The sequence below is a fragment of the Paenibacillus sp. S-38 genome, from assembly GCF_049942825.1.
Classification (GTDB): domain Bacteria; phylum Bacillota; class Bacilli; order Paenibacillales; family NBRC-103111; genus Paenibacillus_G.
On sequence record NZ_CP187970.1, the window covers coordinates 6,167,268 to 6,189,741 of the forward strand.

The 22,474-nt window shown below is 58.5% G+C and carries 19 protein-coding genes and 1 other annotated feature; of the genes, 7 read left to right on the forward strand and 12 right to left on the reverse strand.

The annotated features are described in order from the left end of the window. Positions 1-24: 24 nt before the first annotated feature. A complete protein-coding gene (locus tag ACP26L_RS27170; protein ID WP_426448097.1) occupies positions 25-1,266 on the reverse strand; it encodes a hypothetical protein in 1,242 nt (413 codons plus the stop codon). A gap of 204 nt (positions 1,267-1,470) precedes the next feature. Here ACP26L_RS27170 and ACP26L_RS27175 point away from each other — a divergent pair, with 204 nt between their 5' ends. Continuing rightward, positions 1,471-2,175: a DUF1361 domain-containing protein gene (locus ACP26L_RS27175; RefSeq protein WP_426448099.1), complete on the forward strand. Its 705-nt coding sequence runs from the start codon at positions 1,471-1,473 to the stop codon at positions 2,173-2,175. A gap of 82 nt (positions 2,176-2,257) precedes the next feature. Here ACP26L_RS27175 and ACP26L_RS27180 read toward each other — a convergent pair whose 3' ends face one another. Together ACP26L_RS27180 and asd are read right to left on the reverse strand one after the other, a co-directional pair. After that, positions 2,258-3,553 (reverse strand): aminotransferase class I/II-fold pyridoxal phosphate-dependent enzyme, encoded by a 1,296-nt coding sequence (locus ACP26L_RS27180; RefSeq protein ID WP_426448101.1) that lies wholly within the window; start codon positions 3,551-3,553, stop codon positions 2,258-2,260. 89 nt (positions 3,554-3,642) lie between these two features. Then, the gene (asd, locus tag ACP26L_RS27185) at positions 3,643-4,728 is read right to left on the reverse strand and encodes an aspartate-semialdehyde dehydrogenase (protein ID WP_426448103.1); all 1,086 of its coding nucleotides are present in this window, start codon (positions 4,726-4,728) and stop codon (positions 3,643-3,645) included. 176 nt (positions 4,729-4,904) lie between these two features. Beyond that, positions 4,905-5,174, reverse strand: a binding site (T-box leader). A 153-nt stretch (positions 5,175-5,327) separates the two neighbouring features. Here asd and ACP26L_RS27190 point away from each other — a divergent pair. From ACP26L_RS27190 to ACP26L_RS27200, 3 genes are all read left to right on the forward strand, one after another. Continuing rightward, a complete protein-coding gene (locus ACP26L_RS27190; RefSeq protein ID WP_426448105.1) occupies positions 5,328-6,167 on the forward strand; it encodes an AraC family transcriptional regulator in 840 nt (279 codons plus the stop codon). A gap of 193 nt (positions 6,168-6,360) precedes the next feature. Then, positions 6,361-7,215 (forward strand): aminoglycoside phosphotransferase family protein, encoded by an 855-nt coding sequence (locus ACP26L_RS27195; RefSeq protein ID WP_426448107.1) that lies wholly within the window; start codon positions 6,361-6,363, stop codon positions 7,213-7,215. Positions 7,216-7,239: 24 nt separating this feature from the next. Then, positions 7,240-7,839, forward strand: a complete 600-nt coding sequence (locus ACP26L_RS27200; protein WP_426448109.1) for a histidine phosphatase family protein — start codon at positions 7,240-7,242, stop codon at positions 7,837-7,839. A 68-nt stretch (positions 7,840-7,907) separates the two neighbouring features. Here ACP26L_RS27200 and ACP26L_RS27205 read toward each other — a convergent pair whose 3' ends face one another. Then, on the reverse strand, positions 7,908-8,501 hold the full coding sequence (locus tag ACP26L_RS27205) for a TetR/AcrR family transcriptional regulator (RefSeq protein WP_426448111.1): 594 nt from the start codon (positions 8,499-8,501) through the stop codon (positions 7,908-7,910). Between the two features lie 186 nt (positions 8,502-8,687). Between ACP26L_RS27205 and ACP26L_RS27210 the strand changes: the two genes are divergently transcribed. Further along, positions 8,688-9,380: an alpha/beta fold hydrolase gene (locus ACP26L_RS27210; protein WP_426448113.1), complete on the forward strand. Its 693-nt coding sequence runs from the start codon at positions 8,688-8,690 to the stop codon at positions 9,378-9,380. Positions 9,381-9,456: 76 nt separating this feature from the next. Here the strand turns inward: ACP26L_RS27210 and ACP26L_RS27215 are convergent, their stop codons facing one another. From ACP26L_RS27215 to ACP26L_RS27240, 6 genes are all read right to left on the reverse strand, one after another. Further along, positions 9,457-11,049, reverse strand: coding sequence for a glycoside hydrolase family 28 protein (locus ACP26L_RS27215; protein WP_426448115.1), 1,593 nt, complete (start codon positions 11,047-11,049; stop codon positions 9,457-9,459). Positions 11,050-11,227: 178 nt separating this feature from the next. After that, positions 11,228-12,244, reverse strand: a complete 1,017-nt coding sequence (locus ACP26L_RS27220) for a LacI family DNA-binding transcriptional regulator (RefSeq protein WP_426448117.1) — start codon at positions 12,242-12,244, stop codon at positions 11,228-11,230. Positions 12,245-12,785: 541 nt separating this feature from the next. Then, positions 12,786-13,742 (reverse strand): IS30 family transposase, encoded by a 957-nt coding sequence (locus tag ACP26L_RS27225; RefSeq protein WP_426448119.1) that lies wholly within the window; start codon positions 13,740-13,742, stop codon positions 12,786-12,788. A gap of 601 nt (positions 13,743-14,343) precedes the next feature. After that, positions 14,344-16,077 carry a cellulase family glycosylhydrolase gene (locus tag ACP26L_RS27230; protein WP_426448121.1) on the reverse strand — a complete coding sequence of 578 codons (1,734 nt, stop codon included), beginning with the start codon at positions 16,075-16,077 and terminating at the stop codon, positions 14,344-14,346. A gap of 117 nt (positions 16,078-16,194) precedes the next feature. Then, positions 16,195-18,642: a glycoside hydrolase family 6 protein gene (locus ACP26L_RS27235; protein WP_426448123.1), complete on the reverse strand. Its 2,448-nt coding sequence runs from the start codon at positions 18,640-18,642 to the stop codon at positions 16,195-16,197. A gap of 521 nt (positions 18,643-19,163) precedes the next feature. Continuing rightward, positions 19,164-19,580: a VOC family protein gene (locus ACP26L_RS27240; RefSeq protein ID WP_426448125.1), complete on the reverse strand. Its 417-nt coding sequence runs from the start codon at positions 19,578-19,580 to the stop codon at positions 19,164-19,166. Positions 19,581-19,766: 186 nt separating this feature from the next. Here ACP26L_RS27240 and ACP26L_RS27245 point away from each other — a divergent pair, with 186 nt between their 5' ends. Beyond that, entirely contained in the window at positions 19,767-20,189 is a 423-nt protein-coding gene (locus ACP26L_RS27245; RefSeq protein WP_426448127.1) for a GNAT family N-acetyltransferase, read from the forward strand. 51 nt (positions 20,190-20,240) lie between these two features. Next, positions 20,241-20,723 carry a hypothetical protein gene (locus tag ACP26L_RS27250; protein ID WP_426448129.1) on the forward strand — a complete coding sequence of 161 codons (483 nt, stop codon included), beginning with the start codon at positions 20,241-20,243 and terminating at the stop codon, positions 20,721-20,723. On the opposite strand, the gene ACP26L_RS27255 is transcribed toward ACP26L_RS27250, so the two are convergent. Further along, positions 20,699-21,577, reverse strand: coding sequence for an MBL fold metallo-hydrolase (locus tag ACP26L_RS27255; RefSeq protein ID WP_426448131.1), 879 nt, complete (start codon positions 21,575-21,577; stop codon positions 20,699-20,701). The two genes, ACP26L_RS27250 and ACP26L_RS27255, sit on opposite strands and share 25 nt — an antisense overlap. 33 nt (positions 21,578-21,610) lie before the next feature. Further along, entirely contained in the window at positions 21,611-22,372 is a 762-nt protein-coding gene (locus tag ACP26L_RS27260) for a hypothetical protein (RefSeq protein ID WP_426448133.1), read from the reverse strand. Positions 22,373-22,474: the final 102 nt, after the last annotated feature.

A 22,474-nucleotide genomic window follows, 5' to 3' on the forward strand; every position in this document is an offset into this window, starting at 1 on the left:
GCTCCAGCTGCGTCTTAGCTCAGCTCAGGGACGCACCCATTTGGCGCCCCGCCAGGTATGGATGTAATACCACGTCTCCCCGTTCGGAGAATTCCATACCCTAGACGCGGTCGCCACCTGCGAAGTAAAGGTGAGGATGTCGTCGCCGCTAAAGCGACCCTCGTCGAGATAAGGCTTATCGAGACCGACCGACTGGGCGGTTAAGATCACCTGTTTGCTGCTCGCCCGCACCCCCAGCTCCGCATCCTTCTCCAAGTCCCCCGTGATCCGTGCCGCGATCTCCATCGCCGGGTTGATCCACCGCCCCCTGCCATCCGTCAGGACGAAATACCAGTCTCCCCGTCGCCCCAACGCCTGAACGGTTTGCGGCTCCACGGCCGGAGAAGGCTCCTCGTAGGAAAAAGGCGTGATGTAATACTGGAAAGGAACGGGCAGATCGAGCTTCTGGTCTACGGGCTCCACGTTCTCAAAGCCCAGTCCTCGGCTGTCTCCCATGCTAATCCAGCGCAGACCCTTCTCCGTCTCGACTTGGTACCACAACCACGGAGGCACCATCCGGCTGACCCTCAGATACTTGCCCGCCGGCTTGATGATCTGCGGCTTCACCTTCGGCTCATCCTTCAATGGTTCATCATCGGGGTACAAATAGACTTCCTGTTCCTCTTCGATGCTGATGTATCCTTCCACCGGAGAGGCCTTGTACTTTTCGGCATAATGATACGGCAGAATCCACTTGTCCCCCAGCCAGGACGTGCGGATGAGATACCATTTGTCCATGGAATAACATGAAGTGAACGGATCGCAAACGGGCAGGGACGCAACCGCCTGCACCTGCTGGGGACCCAGCTTATACGCTGTGCTCTTCATGGGCGCGCCGTACAGCTCGGTCTCCGGCTGCAGGAGCGTGACCGCCTCTTCCTTCCATTCCAGCTGGCCGTACTTGTATGCCCCTTCCTTCAGGTTAATCCAGGCGGTGCCGAGCCACGTGGTAACCGGCACTTTATTCATGATTGTAATGTTCATCATCTCGTTCGCCTTGATGGGGGCCAGCTGGACCGATTGGAGCCCGTTGAGCGCCCCGATCACTTCGCTGCTCCGGGTTTGCTCGCTCTTATACAGCTTAAAATCGTCCAGCAGCGTAATGTAAGGCATCACACTCTGCTCGGCCATCTCGGGTTCCGCTTTGGCATACGGCAGGGCCAAAGTCGAAGTCGAAGCGAATATCACCGCTGCCGCAAGCCATAGGCCCATTCTTTGTGTTCTCATCTGCCATCTCTCCTGTCCGCTTCCTACAATCTTCCTCAACTCTAGACGCATGGATTTCCAAAAAGTTCCTTGAATTCGATAAAACCTGCCCATGCCAGCCCACAAAGTTGATCGTTCCCGCCCGTGTTGGTATACTTCGGGAAAACGCTGAAAGAGCGGGATCCGCCTCCGATCAGCTAACTAATATCCTGCGGGAGGAACTTCATGAATCGGAACCGTCTACTGCCTGGGGCCTATCTCCTTATGCTCCTCCTGCTTGCAACGGCAGCCTGCCTTACGCTCAGTGCCCGATTGGGCGAGGAGTATCACTTTCTCCGGTGGGATGTAACGCTGGCCTGGATTCCCGTTGGGCTCGCCCTGCTGTTCCTGTCGCTGGAAGGGCTGAAGCCCGGCTGGGTCCGTCATGGGCTGAGTGCTGTTGTCGGCATAGCCTGGCTCGCTTTCTTCCCCAATTCGGCTTACCTGGTCACGGAGCTGCTGCATGCCTTCCGCTTCTTCGAGATGCAGCCAAGCTTCTGGACCGGGATCGACTATTGGTACGGCGTCCTGCCTATCTTCGGTCTGGCCTGCCTAGGGCTTGCCCTCTCCGCATACTCCCTGCTCCTGCTGCACAGGCTGAGCGCAGGACGGTTCGGAGCGCTGTCCGGATGGTTGTTCGCAGCGGCCGCCATGGCCCTCGCGAGCTTCGGCGTGTATATCGGGCGTATCCTGCGCTGGAACTCCTGGGATTTGGCCACGCGCCCGCAGTTCATCGTAACCGAGCTGGCTGCGCTGTACCGGGACGCTTCCAGATGGAGTCATGCCGTCAGCTTCGTGGAGCTGTTTTTCGCCGTCCTTCTCCTCAGTTACGGCATTTTCTATGCTGGAGCGGGCTGGTACGGCGGGCCTAAGTTCAGACCTGAGCGATAAAAGAAGAGGCAGCCGGCGGCTGCCTCTTCTTCCTGGTGGTTCTGCTTTCTACCGTCAACCGGTGCGTCCTGCCGCACGGCCCTTATCTCTCGGACAAGATCTTCCGTATGCTTGCCAATTGCACACACAGACACAGGATATCCATGGCGGTATCGAGCTCCGCAAGGGAGGGGAACGTGGGGGCAATGCGGATGTTCCGATCCCTCGGGTCCCTGCCGTAAGGGAAGGTTGCTCCGGCCTTTGTCAAGGTCACACCCGCTTCCGCCGCCATACGGACAACCTCTTTCGCACACCCGTCCAGCGTATTGAGGGAGATGAAATACCCTCCGTTCGGCTTATGCCAAGATGCAATCTGTTTGCCGCCTAACTCAGCTTCAAACTTTTGCAGGACCAAATCGAACTTGGGCTTAATGATCGCCGCGTGCTTTTCCATATGCCGCTTGACATGATCCGCATCCGGAAGAAAACGGACATGCCGAAGCTGGTTGATCTTGTCGGGGCCAATCGTCTGGACCGCGAGCTGCCGCCTGATCAAGTCGAGATTCCTCTCGCTGGATGCCAATACGGCCACGCCGGCACCGGGAAACGTAATCTTCGCTGTCGAACTGAAGATGAAGACACGGTCAGGATTCCCTGCAGTCCTGCAAGCGGCATGGATGCTCTTGAGCTCATCCGGTTTCGATGTCAAGTGATGGACGGTATAGGCATCGTCCCAAAAAATCCGAAAATCCGCCGCTGCCGTCTTCATCCGGGCAAGCCGGTCCACCGTTTCATCTGAATAGGTGATGCCGTCCGGATTGCTGTATTTCGGAACGCACCATATGCCTTTGATGGAATCATCTTCTCTGACAAGCTGCTCCACCTGTTCCATGTCAGGCCCGCCCGGCAGCATATCAACGACGATCATCTCTATATTCAGCAGCTCACAAATGGCAAAATGTCTGTCGTAACCGGGGCTGGGACATAGAAACTTTACCTTGGGAAGCTTCCCCCAGGGCAGCTCACTGCCGTACACGCCATGCAGCATCGCTCTGGACAGCGTATCGTGCATCATTGTAAGGCTCGAATTCCCGCCGATCAGGAGCTCCTTGGGATCTACCCCAAGCACCTGGGAGAACAGCGCCTTCGCCTCCGGAATCCCATCGAGCCCGCCGTAATTGAGGCAGTCCGAGCCGTCTTCCGCCCTCAGCGGATCGTCCGGCGGCAGGATCTGGAGCATGGGCGCGGACAGCTCGAGCTGCTCCCGGCAGGGCTTGCCCCTCGACATATCCAAGGAGATCTTCTGCTCCCGGTACGCCTCGTACCGTTCCGACAAGATGCGGTGGTGGTTGCCAAGTTCTTCGGCATCCCAATGAACAAGATCCACCTGATTCTTCATATCCGTCTCTCTCCCCCACGGTCCCCGTAATGATGAGCGGAGGCTGCCGGGTCATGCCGGCAGCCTCCTGTTGTCCTGCGTTATGCTTTTTATTTCGCCTGAATGTAGCCTTCCGCCTTCAGCAGCTCGGCGATCAGCACCGCGCCTCCCGCTGCGCCGCGCAGCGTATTGTGCGACAGCCCGACGAACTTGTAATCGTACACCGTATCTTCCCGCAGACGTCCTACCGATACGCCCATGCCGCCGTAGATATCGCGGTCGAGCTTAGTCTGCGGTCTGTTCTCTTCTTCGAAGTACGTGATGAACTGCTCCGGCGCGCTGGGCAGACCGAGCTCCTGCGGACGGCCCTTGAAGGTACGCCAGCGGTCGAGAATCTCGTCCTTCGAAGGCTTCTTCTCGAAGGAAGCGAATACGGTCGCCATATGTCCGTCCGTTACCGGAACGCGGATACACTGCGTAGTGATCAGAGGCGCGCTCGCTTTCACGATCTCGCCGCCCTGGATGCTTCCCCAGATGCGCAGCGGCTCCTGCTCGCTCTTCTCTTCCTCGCCGCCGATGTACGGAATCACGTTATCGAGCATCTCCGGCCAGTCGGTGAAGTTCTTACCCGCACCGGAGATCGCCTGGTAAGTGGAGGCCACCACGACCTTCGGCTGGTAATCCAGCAGCGCGTTAAGCGCAGGCACGTAGCTCTGAATCGAGCAGTTCGGCTTTACGGCAATGAAGCCGGTCGAGGTGCCGAGACGCTTTCTCTGGGCCTCGATGATCTCGATGTGCCCCGGGTTTACCTCCGGAATGACCATCGGGATGTCCGGCGTCCAGCGGTGCGCCGAGTTGTTGGAGATGACCGGCGTGCCCGTTTTGGCGTACGCCTCTTCGAGCGCCTGAATCTCTGCCTTCTTCATGTCCACCGCGCAGAAAATGAAGTCGACCCCGGACGCCACCTCTTCGACTTTGGAAGCATCCTGAACCACGATGGATTTCACACCTTCAGGAATCGGGCCGTCCATCTTCCACCGGCCCTGTACGGACTCCTCATACGTTTTGCCTGCCGAGCCTGCACTCGCCGCGATCGCCGTTACCTGAAACCAAGGGTGCTGATCCAGCAGCTGCATAAACCGCTGACCTACCATACCCGTTCCTCCGACAATACCCACCTTCAACTTTGCGCTCATGACATTCCATTCCTCTCCGGTTCAAATTTATGAAGTAAACCTGCTTGTAAGGAACCTCTTCCTAAAACCTATTCAACCTGTCTGTTTTCGTTACGGATTTCGTTCCCCTAAGGTTCAGGGTCAGCCGAACCGCCGCCGCATAATAAAAAAAATCCCACCCCCAAGACGTCGATAGTCTTAGGGACGAGATTCGGATCCTCGTGGTACCACCCCAGATTCGCCGATATGTCACCACATCAGCCTCTTCGAGTACGGCTTAGGGGCCTAACGACGCCCTGCGTATACTCTAGCTCTGTAACAGGAGCTCCTGTCACACCATCCCCTCCGAAGGTTCCGGCGTGCTGCTCTGAGTCTTTTTTCGATACATCCCTCTTTGCTCCTTTTCAGCGGACGGAGCTCTCTGTGAAAGATTAAGATCTACCTACTCTTCTCTTCATCGCATTTGGATCGGATAGCAATCGCAATTCAATGTTGCGACTATCTTATCAAATAACCTGCGTATCGTAAACAACAAATTTTTTGAAATGCGTATCCCTGTTCCGGCCGGCATCGCCTTGTGCTACAATCGGGGCAGACATATCTTCGCAGGAGAGACGATCATGACCGAAAGCACCGGTATCAAATATACGATCGGGGACACCGCGTTTGCGATCCAGCAGCTGCAGCAGACCGGCATAACCTCCATGCCCCGCCCTCATTCGCATGAGTTCTATGAGCTCTACTACCTGTTTCACGGCGAACGCGTCTACTTCATCGGCGGCAAGGTCTATACTGCCCGCAAGGGGGATCTGGTGGTGGTCGTACCGAACGACCTCCACTCCACCGCTTCCTCGGCTGTAGCCGAATTCGAGCGGATGCTCGTTCACTACTCGCCCGGCTTCCTGGGAGAGGAAGGGACCGGCCTGATGGAGCTGCCCCCCTTCCGGGAGTCGACGCTGCTCAGCATTCCGATGAAGGAGCAGCCGGAGTTCGAGCACCTGCTCCTGCAGCTCCATGCCGAATGCCGCGAACAGCCGCCGCTGTACGATTCCTGCGTCCGGCACCTGCTCGGCGAGCTTCTCGTGCGCATTCACCGCCGGGGGCTGATCGAGCAGGAGCCGCCCGAGAGCGTGCATCCGATGCACCAGAAGGTGACGGAGATCGCCTCCTACATCCACGGGCATTATCAGGACGCTCTGACGCTTGGCGGCGTGGCCAAGCAGTTCTTCATCTCCCCGGCCTATCTGAGCCGCGTATTCCTGAAGCTGACGGGCTTTCACTTCAGCGAGTATATCCGCGTCGTCCGGGTCCGTGAAGCGCAGAAGCTCCTGCGCACCACCCGCGACAAGGTCCAGTCGATCTCCGAGCAGGTAGGCTTCGAGCATATCTCCCACTTCAACAAGACGTTCAAGCGCATCGCGGGCCTCTCCCCTCTGCAGTACCGCGACCAACACAGGTAGGGAATCCGTTATGACAAAAGAAAACCGACAGACATGTCCGGGGACGAACGTTGTTATTGCAGCATGAAGGAGCCTTTTGCCGCGGCAAAAAGGCTCCTTTTTTTCACCGTTTACAAACGAACATACATTCTTTAAGATCCCTATATATGGATATTTTTTCATGCCGGCAGATGGAGGGTGAGGGTTTCTACGCATGAACGCGAACAGGGGCAAAAAAATCAGCGAGGGCGGCTGCTCCGAAGTATTGGAGTGGGATGATTCCGATAAGATCCTGAAGTTAGCACGTGCTAACACAAGCCGGGACGCTGTGAGAAGAGAATATGACAACCATCGCATCGCATGGAATCTGGGGTTATCCGTTCCCCAGCCTTTTGAGCATGTCGATCTGGACGGCCGGCCGGGATTGGTCTCGGAACGGATCCATGGGGAAACGCTGATGGAGCGCTTTATACACCAGGCTTTGAACCGACCTGCTTCAGACAATGATTCTGCGGGAAAGGATGCGCATCCTGATGTACGGCTCACCGCCCGGATCTTAAGCGAGATTCATGCCCGATCCCATACGAATCTGCCCTCCCAAAGGGAGCAAATAAAGCATGGGATCCTGGGGGCTGGTTATTTGCACCCTGCCGAGAAGGAGGCCGCCCTCACCCTGCTGGACCGCTTGCCCCTCAAGCGGCAGATGTGTCATGGTGACCCGAATCCGAGGAATATACTGATGCGGGACGGCCGGGCGGTAATGATCGATTGGATGAATGCCTCGCTCGGCAATCCGGAAGCCGATCTGGCTGAATACATCATCATGATTCGCTATGCCGTCCTGCCCTCCTCTATGCCGCAGGAAGTGATAGATTACCTGAATTCCAGCAGAGAGTCGATGATTCATACGTTCATCGATGAATATACAAGCTTGACAGGGATTTCATATGACGAGATCGATCCCTGGATTACTCCTGTCGCAGCCCGCAAGCTATCGGCCGATGCGATATCCGAGGATGAAAAGAACCTGCTTGTCGGAGAAATCAGAAGAAGACTGAGCAGGCAGTAATGATATGACAGGGGAGCTGATGTGATGAGAACCGACTTTTACCTGGTCCGGCATGCGAAGAAGGAAAAGGGGATGGGGGACGTGGCCCTCTCCTCCGAAGGCGTGCTGGAAGCTCTGGCCACGGCAAGGTACTTGTGTGAAATACCGATAACCCGAATCCTATGCAGTCCACTGCAAAGGGCTAAGCAGACCGCGGCCATCATCGCAAATGAAACGGGGGCCGGCCTTTCAGAGGACAGCCGCTTGCGGGAGCGCGCCAACTGGGGTGATCTTCCGGGGCAGTCCTTCGAGGCGTTCGTGGAGATGTGGAACCGGTGCACGCAGGACCGGGACTTCACCCCGCCTGCAGGCGATTCGGCGAGGCAGGCGGGCGAACGGTTAGCTTCCTGCCTGCTCGAACTGTCAGCGGAGCATCCTCCGGCACCCATCCTTGTGGTGACTCATGGCGGCCTGATCACCGACTTCCTTGTCCATGTCATCGCAGAGGCGGAATTGGACAAGTGGCATTCCCGATTCCTGGCGGAGCAAAGCCAGCTGGTCGCCGAATGCTCCATAACCCGAGTGAGCTGCGAAGACGGCCGGTTCCGTTTGGTGGACTTTGCGAATACCGCCCATTTGGTATAAATATCCACTAAGGCTGACGTTCACAAAACGGCGGCCTTATAGGGTTCTAAGAGCAGTCCCTCGCCCTTTTACGAATAGCGGTTGATGAAGTCGGTCACCAAATCACGCTTCAGTTCTTCTAACGGAATCTGGTCCGGATAGGTGGAGTACATCAGCATGATCCCATGCAGCAGGGTCGAGAACTGCAGTGACTCCATTTCGGGCCTGGCCGCGTTCAGCTTCCGGAAGATCTCCGCCTGGACTTCGGCTTGGCGGGCCATCTCGTCCTTCAGGGTCTGGCTGTAGGCGGACACGACTTCATCCGCTTCCGGATGCGTCTGCAGATGGAGGTAAAAGCGGTAGACATGGGGCTGCTGCTGCACATTGCGAAGCGCATGCTCTGCAATATAATGCAGCTGTTCCTTAGGGGATGCCTGCCCCACCGCTTCTTCCATAACCTGCACGATCTCCTCTTTGCGGATGTGAACCAGCTCGGCCAGCAGGTCGGTTTTGCCCTTAAAATAATTGTACAGCAGGCCCTTGGAGATGCCGGCTTTTTTGGCCACATCGTCAATCGAGGCCTTATGAAAGCCCTTTTCGATAAAAACCTCGATCGCCGCGGCGCGGATTTTATCCTTGGCCATGGCACGGATCCGTTCATTTTCTTGGGGAGTTCTAGGCATATGTGTTCACCTTTGGGTTACGATTGTCCATCCATCATATGCGAAGAAGAAAGCTGCCGTCAAATTAATTGACTGAATGTTCGTTCAATGATAAATTGAGGAAGTATGGGGAATTCAAAACAGCCTGCCGCTGAACGAACAACGACGACACTATGGCGGCCAAGTCCTACAAGGGAGATGACAAGGATGCAAACGCTTGTGAAGCAACTCGAATGGAATGGACTACCGTTTCAATACCGGGAGACGGGAGAGTTCTCATCACCGCCGATCATCGCTCTTCATGCGCTCGGGATGACGGCCGAATCCTGGGATGAAGCCGCGGCCGTATTAGGGGAGACTCACCGCGTACTGGCACTGGACCAGCGCGGGCATGGTGCAAGTGCCAGAACGGGAAGCTACAGCTTTGAGCTGATGTGCGAAGACGTGCTCGCTTTCGCGGATCGCCTGAGGCTCGAACGGTTCACACTCCTGGGACATTCCATGGGCGGCACCGTATCCTACCTCTTCTCACAAACCTATCCGTCGAGAGTGCAACGCCTCATTGTGGAGGATACTCCCCCTCCCTTTACAGGCAAAAAGTTCGACATTCCTCCGGAGCCGTCCGAACCGCTGCCCTTTGATTGGTCCCTGGTACCCTCGATCATCGGGCAGCTTAACGAGCCGGATCCGCATTGGTGGGCCCGGCTGCCCGACATCCAGGCCCCGACGCTGATTATCGGAGGCGGGTCAACCAGCCCAATTCCGCAGGATAAGCTGCAGGAAGTCTCCCGCCTGATTCCTACCTGCGAGCTGGTGACGGTCGAGGGGGGCGGACACCATGTTCATTCTACCCGGCTGCCGGCGTTTTTGGATGCGGTACAATCGTTTTTGGAGGCTTGATCCCTCTTGAGCGCTCTTCTACACACTAAAAACCCCGGTCCGCCGCCAAAAGGCTGCCGAACCGGGGCTTTTGCCATTACCCGCGAATCGAATTCTTGTCTTCTACTTCCATAGCGATCTTCACGCCGCGGAGCTCTTCCTGAAGCCGAATGCCGCCGTAGGCAATCTCCTTCGAACCGCGTCCCGATACCTCCAGCATATCGCTGCCCTCCGGCGCGCCGCCGCCGAGCCCCTCGATCTTCACCTGCTGCGCATGGCGGAGGGAGACGACCGGCCCCTGCTCCACATGCAGCGTCACGTCCTTCAGCGTCAGGTTCTGCGCATTCGTGCAGACCGCTCCTCGCTTCGCAGAAGCCGTGAAGTTCTCGACGACCAGCCCGTCGAGCGGCATCTCCGGCAGCCCGTTGATGAGCAGCGCCGTCTCGGCCCCTGCACACTGGACATCGCGGATCGTAATCCCGCGGAAGACCGGGGTCTCCACCGATACGGGAACGAGGTTCTCGCCCGCTACCCCCGAGCCTTCCTTACCTTCGTAGAACAGGTGGAAGGAGATCGCCTCGCCGACAATGCTGTTCATACGGATGCGCTCGATCTCGATATCCTCCACCAGGCCGCCGCGGCCGCGGGTGCTCTTGAAGCGGAGCCCGATATCCGTGCCCATGAACGTGCAGTCCTCCACGCGCAGACGGCGGACGCCGCCGGACATCTCGCTGCCGATGACGAAGCCTCCGTGTCCGTGATAGACCCGGCAGTTCCGGATGAGGATGTCCTCGCATGGGATACCAAGCGCCCGGCCGGCCTCGTCCTTGCCGCTCTTGATGCAGATCGCGTCGTCGCCCACGTCGAACGAGCAGTCCTCGACCAGACCGTAGCGGCACGAGTCGAGATCCAGGCCGTCCCCGTTCTGGCCGTACCACGGGTTGCGCACGGTTACCCCGCGCAGCGTCACATGCTCGCACGCCCACGGATGCAGATTCCAGGCCGGGGAGTTCTGGAAGGTCGCACCCTCGAGCAGCACGTACTTGCAGCGCCGCAGGCTGAGCAGGTTCGGGCGAAGGTAATCCCGCGCGGCTTCATAGTCCTTCGGATCCGTGCTGCCTTCCCGCTTCAGCTGCGCGACCTTCGCCGGCCCGTTCATTGCGGCTTCGGACGGCCACCACATGCCCGCAGCCTCATCGACTACCCCGCCGGAGGCGATGAGCTTCGCCCAGTGCTTCTCGGTCATCTTCCAGTCCTTGACCGGACGCCAGGCATCGCCTCCCCCGTCAAAGACGCCCGCTCCCGTGATGGCCACATGCTCCAGCCCTTCGCCGTCCAGCGGCGACTGACAGCGAATCGAAGGCTGTCCTTCATACTGCGAGAAGATCATCGGATAATCCTCGAAGCGGCGCGAGAAGAGCACCAGCGCTCCGGCTTCCGCATGCAGCTCCAGGCGGCTGGCCAGGGACAGCGGGCCGGTCAGCCAGACGCCGGCCGGAATAACCACCCGTCCGCCCCCGGCCTGGGAGCAGGCCGCGATAGCCTTATGGAAGGCTTCCGTATTGTCGGTTAAGCCGTCCCCCACCGCGCCATAGTCGGTAACGGAGAAGGAGCGCTCCGGGATGGAAGGAAGCCGGACTTCGGACAGGGTCCAGGAGGCCCCGGAGACGATCGGTTCTATCGATGACATAAAAGGATGCACCTACTTTTCTGAAATGGAATGGCATTCTGCCGGTTTGTGTTCCCATTATAGGTCATGGAACCGCTCGGTTTCTCCCCCCGCCCTTGTCCATTTTGTCTGAAATTGAATCTTCTTGCTCTAGCCTGCAGGGAAGGATCTTCCAATAGCTTCCCTGATCTCCGCCGTGTTATGCATTCCTCCGCTCTTCCGGCATGCAGGCCGCCGTCGATCCCCGCACAAGCAGCACCGGCTGAAGCACCAAGCGCTGCTTGGCCCCGCCTTCACCGAGCTCCTGCAGCAGCGCGTCGACCACAAGCCGGCCCATCTCCTCCATGGGCTGGGCAATGGTGGTCATGGGCGGATCGCACACCTCCGAGAGTATCGTGTTGTCGAAGCTGACGATCGAGATGTCCCGCGGTACCGCGAGTCCCCGGGCTTTGGCCGCGCGCAGCGCCCCCGTGGCGGACATATCGTTGCAGCAGAACAGGGCGGTCGGACGCGCCTCCAGCTCGAGCAGCTCGGCGGCGGCCCGCCCGCCATCCTGAATCTGGTCGTCGTCGCCGAAGATGCGGATGCCGCACGGCGCAAGCGCTTGACCGGAGCGCTCCACCGTCTCGCAGAAGCCGCGGACCCGCTCGCGGTTATGCTTCTCCGAGATGACGCCGAACCGGCGGTGGCCGAGCTCCAGCAGGTGCCGGGCGGCCAGCTCGCCGCCGAGATAGTCGTCGATGACGACCTTATGCACGTCCGCGGACGGCAGGTCTCTGGCGATCATGGCCACGGGGACCGAACGCGACGACAGCCGCTCCAGCAGCGCCGCATCCGATATCCCCGTCCCGATGATGATGCCGTCCACGCTTTTCTGCTCGAGCAGGCTGATGTAGCGTTCGACCCGCTCGTCCTTGTTGTCCGTTGAGCAAATGATGACACTGTAGCCGAGCTGCTGTCCCCGCTCCTCCACCGCTCTCGCAATCTCCCCGAAGAACGGGTTCGAAATATCCGGCACGAGCAGTCCGAGTGTATAGGTTCTCTTGCCCGTCAGGGCCGAGGCGATCATACTGGGCTGATACTGCAGCCGTTCGACGATCTCCAGAATTTCCTCCCGCTTCTTGGGGCTGATCTTGCCTTTGCCCCGGATCGCATTGGAGACGGTTGCAATGGAGACGCCCGCTTCTCTGGCCACATCGTAGATGGTCGCTTTCATCCCATCCCTCCTTTTTATCCTATCTAGCATACCATATATTGGGCCCGGAACGGGATAGGAAAGCGCGGGTCAAAGGAGTAGGAGTGCGAATACGAGTGCGAGGGCGAATACGAGTACAAGTGCGAATACGAAGACGAGGGCGAAGACGAGTACAAGTCCGAATACTAGTGCGAATACTAGTGCGAATACGAGTGCGAATGAGAGGTTTGACGGCTTACTTTGTACTCGAGGACTGTATGCGTGTGGGCTGAGGCAAAATGTACGGTATGGAGAGCAACGAGCAGGATGCGATTGGGCAGCTGCATAGTAAAACACCGGCCCCAGGGCCGGTGCATGGTGTATGCTGCTTCCAACGGAGCGGGAAACCTGACGCTTCCTATTTCAAAACCATGAAGCCGCTGCTGTGGAGCTGCATTGGTTCGGCTCCGGCATAGCACCTACCGTAAGCCAAGTGTGCACTGGAAAAGAGGTGGAATGGGAGGAAGACCACGGATCCAATGTACGGATGTCCCGTCCCGGCCGTTTTATTTGAGATGGATTGTCAAGCTAAGTGCGACAGTTCTTCCATGAAGGATTCGTAAGCAGATTTCCAGCCAAGACATTTTCGAGGTCGATGATTGATCAGATCGATGGCTTCTGCCAGCTCTTCATCCGTAACCGTGGCCAGATCATAACCCTTGGGGAAAAACTCCCGTAAAAGTCCATTTGCATTCTCATTAGAGCCTCGCTGCCAAGAAGAGTAGGGATCTGCGAAATAAACATTGATGTTATGATGGTGTTCAAGAGAGGCATAACAGGCGAACTCTTTTCCACGATCAGTTGTTGCCGTTTGAAAGGTTCCCTGCGGATATTGGCTCACGGCCACCCCAAAGGCCACCTCCATCGAATGTGCTGTACGATCCGGCATCTTTATAGCGAGGTAGCGACGTGTCTTTCGCTCGACGAACGTAGCTGCGCAGGCCTTACTGCTTCCTCGGCTGGAGACCACGGTATCGATCTCCCAATGTCCGAAGGTTGTGCGTTTACGCACTTCTTTGGGGCGCTGGTGAATCGACGTCCCAACCAGAAACCTTCCCCTTGTTTCCTGGGGTTGCCGCCGCTTTCCTTTGTGACGCAATACATCTGTCTCTGAAACGGACAACCGGCGGTCATAGAGCCATCTGTAGATCGTCTTAAAGCAAACCAATGGCTTTCCTTCGCATCTGCGTCTTTCGGCGATCTGCTCGGGTGACCAGGTTTGTTCTAATTTCTCTTGCACCTCTGCTGCAAGCTCCGAAGTAAATTTACCGACCGGTACGCTAGCCATTCTTCGTTTGTGATACGCATTTTGAGCTGGCAGGGCGACGTAACACTGTTCGTACTGGCCGCGTTTAAGTTCACGGGCAATAGTAGCATGATGCCGCCCGAGCTGACGGCCAATGGCACGTGTCGACCAGCCAAGCCGATACAATGTCTCTAGTTGTCCACGCTCAATTATGCTAAGATGGGAGTAGCTCATGTAGGGGTTCTCCTTGTAAATGGTGTTGTGGTGACTTCCATTTTACACGAATCCATACATGGGCCTTTTGTTTTTTCTAACTGTCGCACTTCATATTACAATCTGTCTTGAAATAAAGGAACCAGGATGCCTTATCCGGTTATTTCCTGACATTTCCCAGCGAATAGCGGAAATCCAGTGCTTTATGAGCCTTCGAAGCGTTCAAAATCTGCCCCTGCCGTCGAAATAGCGAACCTCAGTTCCGCTAACCTCAAAACCACACTCCTCATGGAGCATATAACGAACTCCAGTTCCGCTAAAATCCTAGTTCGCCCCATCCGGTGACAGACTTGACAGCGGCAATTGTACAATCTGCCTCCGGCAGGGGCTGCTTCGAACCTACGCCCGAGCTCCGGATGGGCGGCCGGCGAGCCCCTTCCTCGAACTGTACCATGGGCTCCGCCTCTTACAGCGCGGTCCCCCTAACCCGCGTACCGTCCCGGTAAAGTTGGATGCTTTTCATACCTTCGGATGGGCGGCCGACGAGGCCCCTTTCTCGCACTGTACCGCCACCCATTCCTCGCACTGTACCGCCGAGCACCCCTCGCATGGGTACCACCTCTTACGGCTCCGTCCCCCAAACCCGCGTGCCGTCCCGGTAGAGCGTCACTTTGCTCCAGTCTGCGTACGCGGTCTTAGACGGATCGTACGAGTAATCGCCCGTCTCCTGGAAGTTCGACCAGTCGCCCTTGTGAATGCGGGTCTGGATGTCGCCCGTCTGGCCGCCGGCCGGGAGGCTGCCCCCCGTGAAGCTCACTTCGAGGTACGTGTCCGCACCGGTGCCTGAGATGCTGCCGAACGTCCCTTTGACGTTCTGGCTGCCGACCTGCGCCCAGTCCACCGTGAAGTTCAGCGGCTGGGTCCCGTCCTTCGTGAAATAGTAGCGGAGCTTCACTCCGGTAAGATCCACTGGGGCTGTGCCGGTATTGCGGATGTTAAAATGAGGCTTGATCCCGTTATCCCCCGCATTCGTGTCACCGGCACGGTACTGCAGGACCAAGGTGCCGGGCGGCGGCGTGCCTCCCCCTCCCTGAGCCGGCTGCACGCTTACCTGCGCCGAAGCCGGTCCAGAGCCCGCCGCGTTCTTGGCGCTGACGACATAGTAGTATGTCGTCCCGTTCGCCAGTCCCGTGTCCGTGTAGGCGGTTCCCGTCACGTCGGCGACCGCGGTGTACGGACCGCCGCTGGCTGCCGCCCGTTTCACCGTATAGCCGGTCGCTCCCGCAACGGCATCCCAGCTCAGGGCGGCCTGCCCGCTGCCCGGGAGCGCCTTCAGTCCCGCGGGGGCCGCCGGCACGCTCACCAGGCTCTCGCGAAGCTTGCTCCGCACGAACTGGCCGGAGGCGCTCAGCTGGGAAGCCGGCCACCCGCCGGTGGGATTCGCACCGGGAAGCAGCGCCGCGGAGCTCTCCTCCTTGTCGGCCAAGGACCAATTCGCCCAGGAGATGCCGCGGCTGTTCATGAAGTCGATCCATTCCTGCGCCTGGGTGAGGAACGGTCCTCCGTCGCCCGAAGCGTCGCTGGTGCCCCACTCGGTGACGAACACCGATGCTCCCTTGCCCCGCGCATAGTCGATCTTATCGCGCAGCCACTGCCCGTGCGTGCCCGCGTAGAAGTGAGCCGCGTACATGATGTTGCCGTAAGGCAGCGGGCTGTCCGCCGCCTGGTTCACATCCTGGCTCCAGTTCGGCGTGCCGACGATGATGATGTTGTCCGGATCGATCGCCCGGATCGCCTGCGTGAGCTCCTGCGCATACGGCTTGATCTGCCCCGCCCAGCTCACGTTCCCGTTGGGCTCGTTGCACAGCTCATAGATCACATTCGGATACTGCCCGTACAGCGAGGCCATCTCCTGGAAGAACGCTTTGGCCTGCGTCTTGTAGGTGTTCGGATCCCCGTCGGTCAGGATGTGCCAGTCAATGATGACGTAGAGCCCGAGATCGATAGCGGCCTGCACCGCCTCCTTCACCTTTTCCTTCACGGACGGGTCGGTGATATATCCCTTCTCCGCTGTGTACATCGCCACCCGGAACAGATTGGAGTTCCAGTCTTCCTTGAGCCACTTGAGGCTGTCCCGGTTCACGAGCTCCCCGTACCAATGCATGCCGTGGGAGCTCATCCCCCTCAGCTGGACGCGCTGCCCTCCTTCGCCGAGCAGATCGGCCCCCTGCACCTTCAGCTGGCCATATGGCACGGCCGCAGCCGCCTTGCTCTGTCCTGCGCCAAACGGCAGCAGCAGGCCGAGGACCGCCGCCGCGGTACCGAGCCATGCCCCCCATAAGCGGAATGATTTCATGTTTCCCGTCCCCTCTCCAAGTCCTTGGTCATGCGCTGCATCATAAAGCAAAGGAACCCGCCCCGGAAGGCGGATCCCTGCTCCACAGACGGCTAAGTGCCTACATCGCTCCTATGCCTACGGCTCGATTCCCCAAACCAGCTTGCCGCCCTGGTACAGCGTGACTTTATCCCAGTTCGCATAGGTTGTTTTGGTAGGATCAAAGGAGTAATCACCGGTCTCATTGAAATTCGACCAGTCGGTCTTCGCCATCCGCAGCTGAATGTCCCCGGTCTGCCCGCCTGCCGGAATCGAACCCGCTCCGGACGTGAAGCTGATCTCCACATACGTGTCGGCTCCGGTGCCGGATGTGCTGCCGAATACCCGCTGTACGTTGGCACCGCCCACCTGCGCCCAATCCACCCAGGAATCCAGGCCGGCGCTTCCGTCCTTCGTGAAGTAGTAGCGGAGCTTGAGGTCGCTCAGGTTCACCGCCGCCGTACCGTTGTTCTTGATGTTAAAATGCGGCGAAATCGCATTATCGGTCGCGTTGGTGTTGCCTGCACGGTACTGCACGGCGAGACTGCCGGCCGGCGTCACGGTGCCCTGTGGAACCGCGGACACCTCTGCCGAGTTCACGCTCTCGCCGGCACCGTTCACCGCGCTGACCACGTAATAGTATGCCGTACCGTTCGTCAAGCCCGTGTTCGTGAAGCTGGTCGCCGTCAGTCCCGTCGCTACCGTCGTGTAAGGACCCCCGCTGACGGAGGCGCGCTTCACCGTGTAGCTCGCCGCTCCGGCAGACGCGTTCCACGTCAGCGTCACCTGCGCATTGCCCGCTGCGGCCTTCACGCCTGCCGGCGCGGCTGGAACGGTCACACCGCTGGTTGGCACGGCGCTCACCTGCGCCGACGCCGCACTTTCACCGGCAGCATTCGAAGCCGTGACGACATAATAGTAGGCCGTGCCGTTCGTCAGTCCCGTGTTCGTGAAGCTGGTGGACGTCACCCCCGTCGCTACCGTCGTGTAAGGGCCGCCGCTGACGGACGCACGCTTCACGGTATAGCTCGCCGCCCCTGCAGAAGCATTCCATGTCAATGTCACCTGTGCATTGCCCGCTGCGGCCTTCACGCCTGCCGGTGCTGCCGGAACCGTCGGTGTGCCGCCGCCGGAAGCCGGGATGGCCGGGAAGGCGTTCTGCACCAGCATCACGAACTGGTCATGGAACCAGTGGCCTGCCAGAGGCGCATCCGGCATGGCGCCGGTCAGTACGCCGTCGGACGTCGTATAGGTCGGATCGCAGTTCGGATCCGCCAGCTTGCCTTCGTCGTTCGGGATGAACTTGCTTGCTCCGTCGGATTCTCCCGGCGGTTTGACCCAGACCAGCGCATCGATATGGGATGCCGCATACTCTGCCGGCGCCGACTGCGGAGGCAGGCCGATGCCCGCACCGCTGTTGTTGCACCACAGCCCGCGGTGCGCCCGGCGGTCGATCCGGCCGGAGTTCACGTACGTGTTGAGGTCCGAGCCGCTCGCGCCAGCCGGCCGGTTCACCCCGCCCCAGCCGTTGCGGCCCGTGTCCACCAGGAAGCCGAGCGTCGAAGGCCAGCCGGCTGCCGTGAAGTCGGCATAGAGGGCTGCCGTGAAATCCGATTCGTCGAAATTCGGATTCCACTCGTAATACTTCGACGAACGGATCGGCTGGCCGCCAATCGTGAGGTTCGGATTGGTCAGATACGGCTCGACGAGTGGCGTCGTATTGGCTGTATTGGTGATGAGGCCGTCCACACTCGCCAGGCCCGCTGCCGTCCCTTTGACGGCATTGGTGTAAAGCGTCACCGCTCCCCGGCGGTTATCGTCCCATCCGAGCCAGCCGGAGTGGCCGATGTCCAGATAGTTGTACACGTTCGGAATCGCGTGCAGCTTGTTCAGCGCATATTGGAAGCCCTCGACATAAATTCCGCTGGAGTTAGCCGCTGCACATTTGGGATCGCTCAGATTCGTCACCAGATTCGGCAGACCGTCCGGCTCAATGACCGTCACAATCCGGATGTCCTGGTACTTCGGATTGGCGAAGATGCTCGCAATCGCGTCGATATATTCCGTCTTGTAGCGCTGCAGCCCCTCCTGGGTAAGCGGCAGCTCGCCGTTCGATGCAAGGGCGTGGCAGTCGCGGCCCGGAAGGTCATAGATGACGAAAGTCGCCGTAATTGGCGCCGTACCCTTCTTCTGGGCCAAGGCCGCATCCAGATGCCCCTCGAGACTCCGCCGTCCGCCGTTGCTGTCCCCGCCGCCGATCGCCGCGATCCGGTCAAGCCACACGGCGGTCGGGTAGCTTTTGAGCGTCTCCATCTTGGCCTTCAAGGACGCGTCTGCAGTCCTGGCGATCGACGTGTCGATCAGCGTCGCATAATCCGGGTTGACATAGGCCGTCGCTCCCGCAAACGGATTATCGACATGCGCTTCCGCCGCATAGGACGTTGCCGCGCCTGCCGGCAGCAGCCCGCCCAGCAGCGCCGCCGCCGCAAGAGCCGAGGAGATTGTGCGCCACAGCTTGTTCCTCAAATCATTCACCCATCCTCTCATATAAAAACTGCCTGGATTCCACTTGACTTCCGTCATACCTGCGCTGTTCCCTGATGCTTCTCAACAAGAACCGCTGCTTCTGCCGCTGGTGTGGATGCTCCGCCTAAGACATCGGTTTCGTCCGCTCCACCGCCTCCTTCACCGCGCCATGCGGCGTATTCGTCTCGAATCCTTCCCCGGGTAAGTAAACGCTTACCTGCTTATCTTGCACGAGAGAGGCAGGCTGGGGTCACAAGGTTCAACCCCATCGGTCACGTTCACTTCCGCAAGAGTCTGCATGCAGGCTTCCCTCATGCCCCTTCAGTATAGTGGGTATTTTTGGTAAAAACTAACACTCACGTAGCCTGATGAATAGCACTCTTGTGCTCACTTTGGGAGATGCCCATTGGGTATAGGCACGTCAGGAATGACCCGCCGCATTTCCCGTTTCCTACCCGGCCCACCCGGATCAGCGCTTTGCCGGGTACAGCAAAGAGGCCTGCCGTGAATCACGGCGACCTCGCTTCTCAACCTATGGGCAATCAAGCCGGGGTTTGGCACTCCTGCGCTTCCGTGGTGATCATCCACTGGACGCCGAATTTGTCTTCGAGCTGTCCGAACAGCGCCCCCCAGAACGCCGGCTCGAGCGGCTGGCTCACCGTCCCGCCCTCCGACAGCTTCTCGAACGCATCGCGGGCTTCGGCCTCCGCTGCGAAAGTCAGGCACTGGGAGATCGCGCTCCCCGGGCTGACCGGACCGAATACGGCATCGGCCAGGCAGAAGTTCACGCCGGCGGCGACCATGCTGAGGTGGATGACCTTATCCTTCGTTCCTTCCGCCGCATCCGGGAGCTGCCCGTTCGTCATGACGGCCTGAATCTCGCCGCCCAGCGCCTGCACGTAGAAGTCCGCCTGTGCCCGTGCATCCTCCGAGAAAAAATACGTGTTATGCTTCGCCATCTTTTCTTCCATCCTTTCAGCCTTTGGCTCATGTTCTGCCTTAACTGTACCATGCCGCCGGATGCCGGATTTCTTACGAATTGCGCTCCTTTTTCATGTCGGAATCTACTAATTTATGGTAGACTAGAGGCCGGCAATCGTATGAAAAAGCACAATCAGCATTCACATTCCTACCGGAGGTGCACGATGGAAACCACTTACAAGCAGTACGTGATCAGCGATGACCGGTCCAAAATTCAGGTGGAGACGGTGGTCGATTTTCTCGCGGGCAGCTATTGGGCGAACCTCAGGCAGCCGGAGCGGATCCGCGCTTCGATCCGCAGTTCGGTATGCTACGGCGTGTACGAGGGGGAGCGGATGGTCGGCTTCGCCCGTGTCGTCACCGACGGGGCTACTGTCTATTATGTATGCGACGTCTTCGTGCTCGAAGCGTACCGGGGACAAGGGATTTCGAAGAAGCTCGTGGAGCTCATCACCCATGCGCCTGAATTCGAGTGGATGACCGGGATTCTGGGAACCAGGGATGCGCACGGCTTGTATGAGCAGTTCGGCTTCCAGCGGGACCCGCAGAGCTATATGAAACGCCTGCCGCAGGCCCGGCGGGGGTAAGAGGAGGAGCCGCCGTCAGATGGGGAAGAAATACGGGAGGAAGTACACGGTATGTTCAAAAAGCTCGTCCTGACCTTTGCCGGCCTTGCCGTGTTCCTGGTGGCTGTCTTCGTGGTCTGGTTTCACTACGCGACGCAGGACCATCAAATCGAGGTCTGGCAGGCGAACTGGGCCTTCGAGACGCCTCCAGAGCAGCGGAAGACCACCGTATTCGAGCATGCCGGCCGGGACCCGGATCAGTACATCATAGTCGAATACAGCGCAGAGGCTGTGGAAGAGCTCCGCCGGCGCAATGCCTGGCATTCCGCCGGAGTCCCGGGTGCCGTGCAGGCCCATGTCGATTCCTTCCAATCCCTGATGAAGGAGCTGCATTCCCAGGAGTCCCAAGTGCTGGAGGAACAGTTCCGGAGCCATCCGGTCTCCTCCCACGAACGCTTGCTGTATTTAACCCGGTCCAAAGAGGATGGAAGCCGGATGCTGGCGGTGCTGGACGCAGAGAACCGCAGACTTTATGTCATGGAGGTCTTTTTTTGAAGGTCTGCCCCATTCACAAAATACTCCAGCGTCTCCTGCTCCTCCTCGGTCAGCCCTCTACCCTTCCGCTTCTCGTACGCCTCCTGCATCCCGTCTCCATCTCCCGCGAACTCCTCCGTGAGCTGAGCCATCGTCCGGAGGAGCGCCGCCTCCTCCCGGAACTCCGCCTTTGACACCGGCTTCCAGTGGGAGAGGACGTACGTCTCGGCATCGAATGTCTCCAGAACATCGAGCAGCGCAAGCGTCTTCCCCGGCGTATAGTTCCGCTTGGCGGAGAAAATGTCGGCATAGATGCAGTCGCCGAGGAACAGGATTTTCTCCTCGGGGATATAGATCACCACCGAATCCCCGGCATGGTCCCCGCCCACATGCTGCAGCACGCAGGTGACCCCCCCGAGGTCCAGCTCCATCCGGTTCCCGAAGGTCATCACCGGCAGCGCAATCCGAATGTCCCGGTAGCCCCGGAACTCTTTTTTGATGGCAGTGGCACAGAACTCGATCTCAGTCCCTTCCTCCACCCGCCGATCCAGCGCCTCATCGCTCCAGGAGAGCGGCACGAGCTTCTCCATGGCCTCCCTCGTCCCGAAGGACGCGATCGACACGGCATGCTCATGCAGCCATTCCAGGCCAAAAATATGATCCCAGTGCCAATGCGTCAGCACCACGAGGTCCGGCGCCCCGATCCCCCGCTCCGCCAGTTCTTCGAGGAAATACCGGGCATGGGCTTCCGAATTGCCCGCATCGATCATGAGCCTACGCTCGCGTCCCACGACCATGCCGAGGATCGGACGGTCCGTCTCGGACACAGGGGTCTGGTACCAGAATCGTTCGCCTACTTTTTTTATCGTTTGCATGGTGGCGCCTCCTTGTGGGGTCGTATTTATTTTTTAATCACGGATCTCCCATGTAACTTTGAAGCTCCCGCTGCCACCTCCTCTGGCTTGAGCCACGATCCGATAGACACCATCCTCCTCTGCACTAATGGCGGTTCTATGATCAGTGGTTGTCTGCAGCGCAGCATACCCGCCGTTTGGCTTCAGGACATGATGACCCGTGGACGAGCCTCCTTTTACATTCCATAAAACACCGAAGACCAGCGTTTGTCCTTTGCGCAGTTCTACCGGAATCTCCTGGGCTCCGTTAAAGGAATCAAAAGCCGCCTCGTAGGTTGAATTTGTAAAGGTTTCCTTCCACCCCATTTTCAGATCGTTCACAATCGTCATGGAGAGGAAAAGCACTCCGGGGATTACAATGCCCATCAAATAAGAGGTCCGTCGATGGTTGGCCGCCAGTCTGCCGCCTGCCCAGAAGATCAGCGCCGTAATCGCTCCAAGGGTACCGGCAATGAACAAGGTGCCGAGCAACTCCCTAGCGGATAACGCAGCCCCTTTGCTGAGATAACCGGCGGCCGGAAAATAACAATAACCGAAAAAAGCATAGAGCAGCCCTTCTTTAAGGGTCCGCTTGGAAGGAAAGTATCGCACGAACATATCGATAATGATAGAACATGCAGCGCCGTAAAGATAAAGGATTCCCCATAAGTTGATTTCCTCCATCAAGCGAAAAGATAGATACCCTCCGCCCGTGAGCAGGAATAGAGCCCAGAGACACAGCAGGGCAAATCCAGCTGAAGCCATCTTCTGAAGCAAATACCGGAATACGGAACGAATAAGTGCAACCCCCTTTGGAAATCCCTCCCATTATACCTGCTTTCCAAGAGAAAAACAGCCCGCCTCCCGGCAGACTGTTCT

Bases quoted from the DNA above. Each gene is read 5' to 3' on its own strand.
- ACP26L_RS27195 (WP_426448107.1), top strand. From the start codon at position 6,361: ATGAACGCGAACAGGGGCAAAAAAATCAGCGAGGGCGGCTGCTCCGAA.
- ACP26L_RS27205 (WP_426448111.1), bottom strand. From the start codon at position 8,501: ATGCCTAGAACTCCCCAAGAAAATGAACGGATCCGTGCCATGGCCAAG.
- ACP26L_RS27200 (WP_426448109.1), top strand. From the start codon at position 7,240: ATGAGAACCGACTTTTACCTGGTCCGGCATGCGAAGAAGGAAAAGGGG.
- ACP26L_RS27240 (WP_426448125.1), bottom strand. From the start codon at position 19,580: ATGGCGAAGCATAACACGTATTTTTTCTCGGAGGATGCACGGGCACAG.
- ACP26L_RS27175 (WP_426448099.1), top strand. From the start codon at position 1,471: ATGAATCGGAACCGTCTACTGCCTGGGGCCTATCTCCTTATGCTCCTC.
- ACP26L_RS27170 (WP_426448097.1), bottom strand. From the start codon at position 1,266: ATGAGAACACAAAGAATGGGCCTATGGCTTGCGGCAGCGGTGATATTC.
- ACP26L_RS27250 (WP_426448129.1), top strand. From the start codon at position 20,241: ATGTTCAAAAAGCTCGTCCTGACCTTTGCCGGCCTTGCCGTGTTCCTG.
- asd (WP_426448103.1), bottom strand. From the start codon at position 4,728: ATGAGCGCAAAGTTGAAGGTGGGTATTGTCGGAGGAACGGGTATGGTA.
- ACP26L_RS27245 (WP_426448127.1), top strand. From the start codon at position 19,767: ATGGAAACCACTTACAAGCAGTACGTGATCAGCGATGACCGGTCCAAA.
- ACP26L_RS27225 (WP_426448119.1), bottom strand. From the start codon at position 13,742: ATGAGCTACTCCCATCTTAGCATAATTGAGCGTGGACAACTAGAGACA.
- ACP26L_RS27220 (WP_426448117.1), bottom strand. From the start codon at position 12,244: ATGAAAGCGACCATCTACGATGTGGCCAGAGAAGCGGGCGTCTCCATT.
- ACP26L_RS27215 (WP_426448115.1), bottom strand. From the start codon at position 11,049: ATGTCATCGATAGAACCGATCGTCTCCGGGGCCTCCTGGACCCTGTCC.
- ACP26L_RS27235 (WP_426448123.1), bottom strand. From the start codon at position 18,642: ATGAGAGGATGGGTGAATGATTTGAGGAACAAGCTGTGGCGCACAATC.
- ACP26L_RS27210 (WP_426448113.1), top strand. From the start codon at position 8,688: ATGCAAACGCTTGTGAAGCAACTCGAATGGAATGGACTACCGTTTCAA.
- ACP26L_RS27180 (WP_426448101.1), bottom strand. From the start codon at position 3,553: ATGAAGAATCAGGTGGATCTTGTTCATTGGGATGCCGAAGAACTTGGC.
- ACP26L_RS27190 (WP_426448105.1), top strand. From the start codon at position 5,328: ATGACCGAAAGCACCGGTATCAAATATACGATCGGGGACACCGCGTTT.
- ACP26L_RS27255 (WP_426448131.1), bottom strand. From the start codon at position 21,577: ATGCAAACGATAAAAAAAGTAGGCGAACGATTCTGGTACCAGACCCCT.
- ACP26L_RS27230 (WP_426448121.1), bottom strand. From the start codon at position 16,077: ATGAAATCATTCCGCTTATGGGGGGCATGGCTCGGTACCGCGGCGGCG.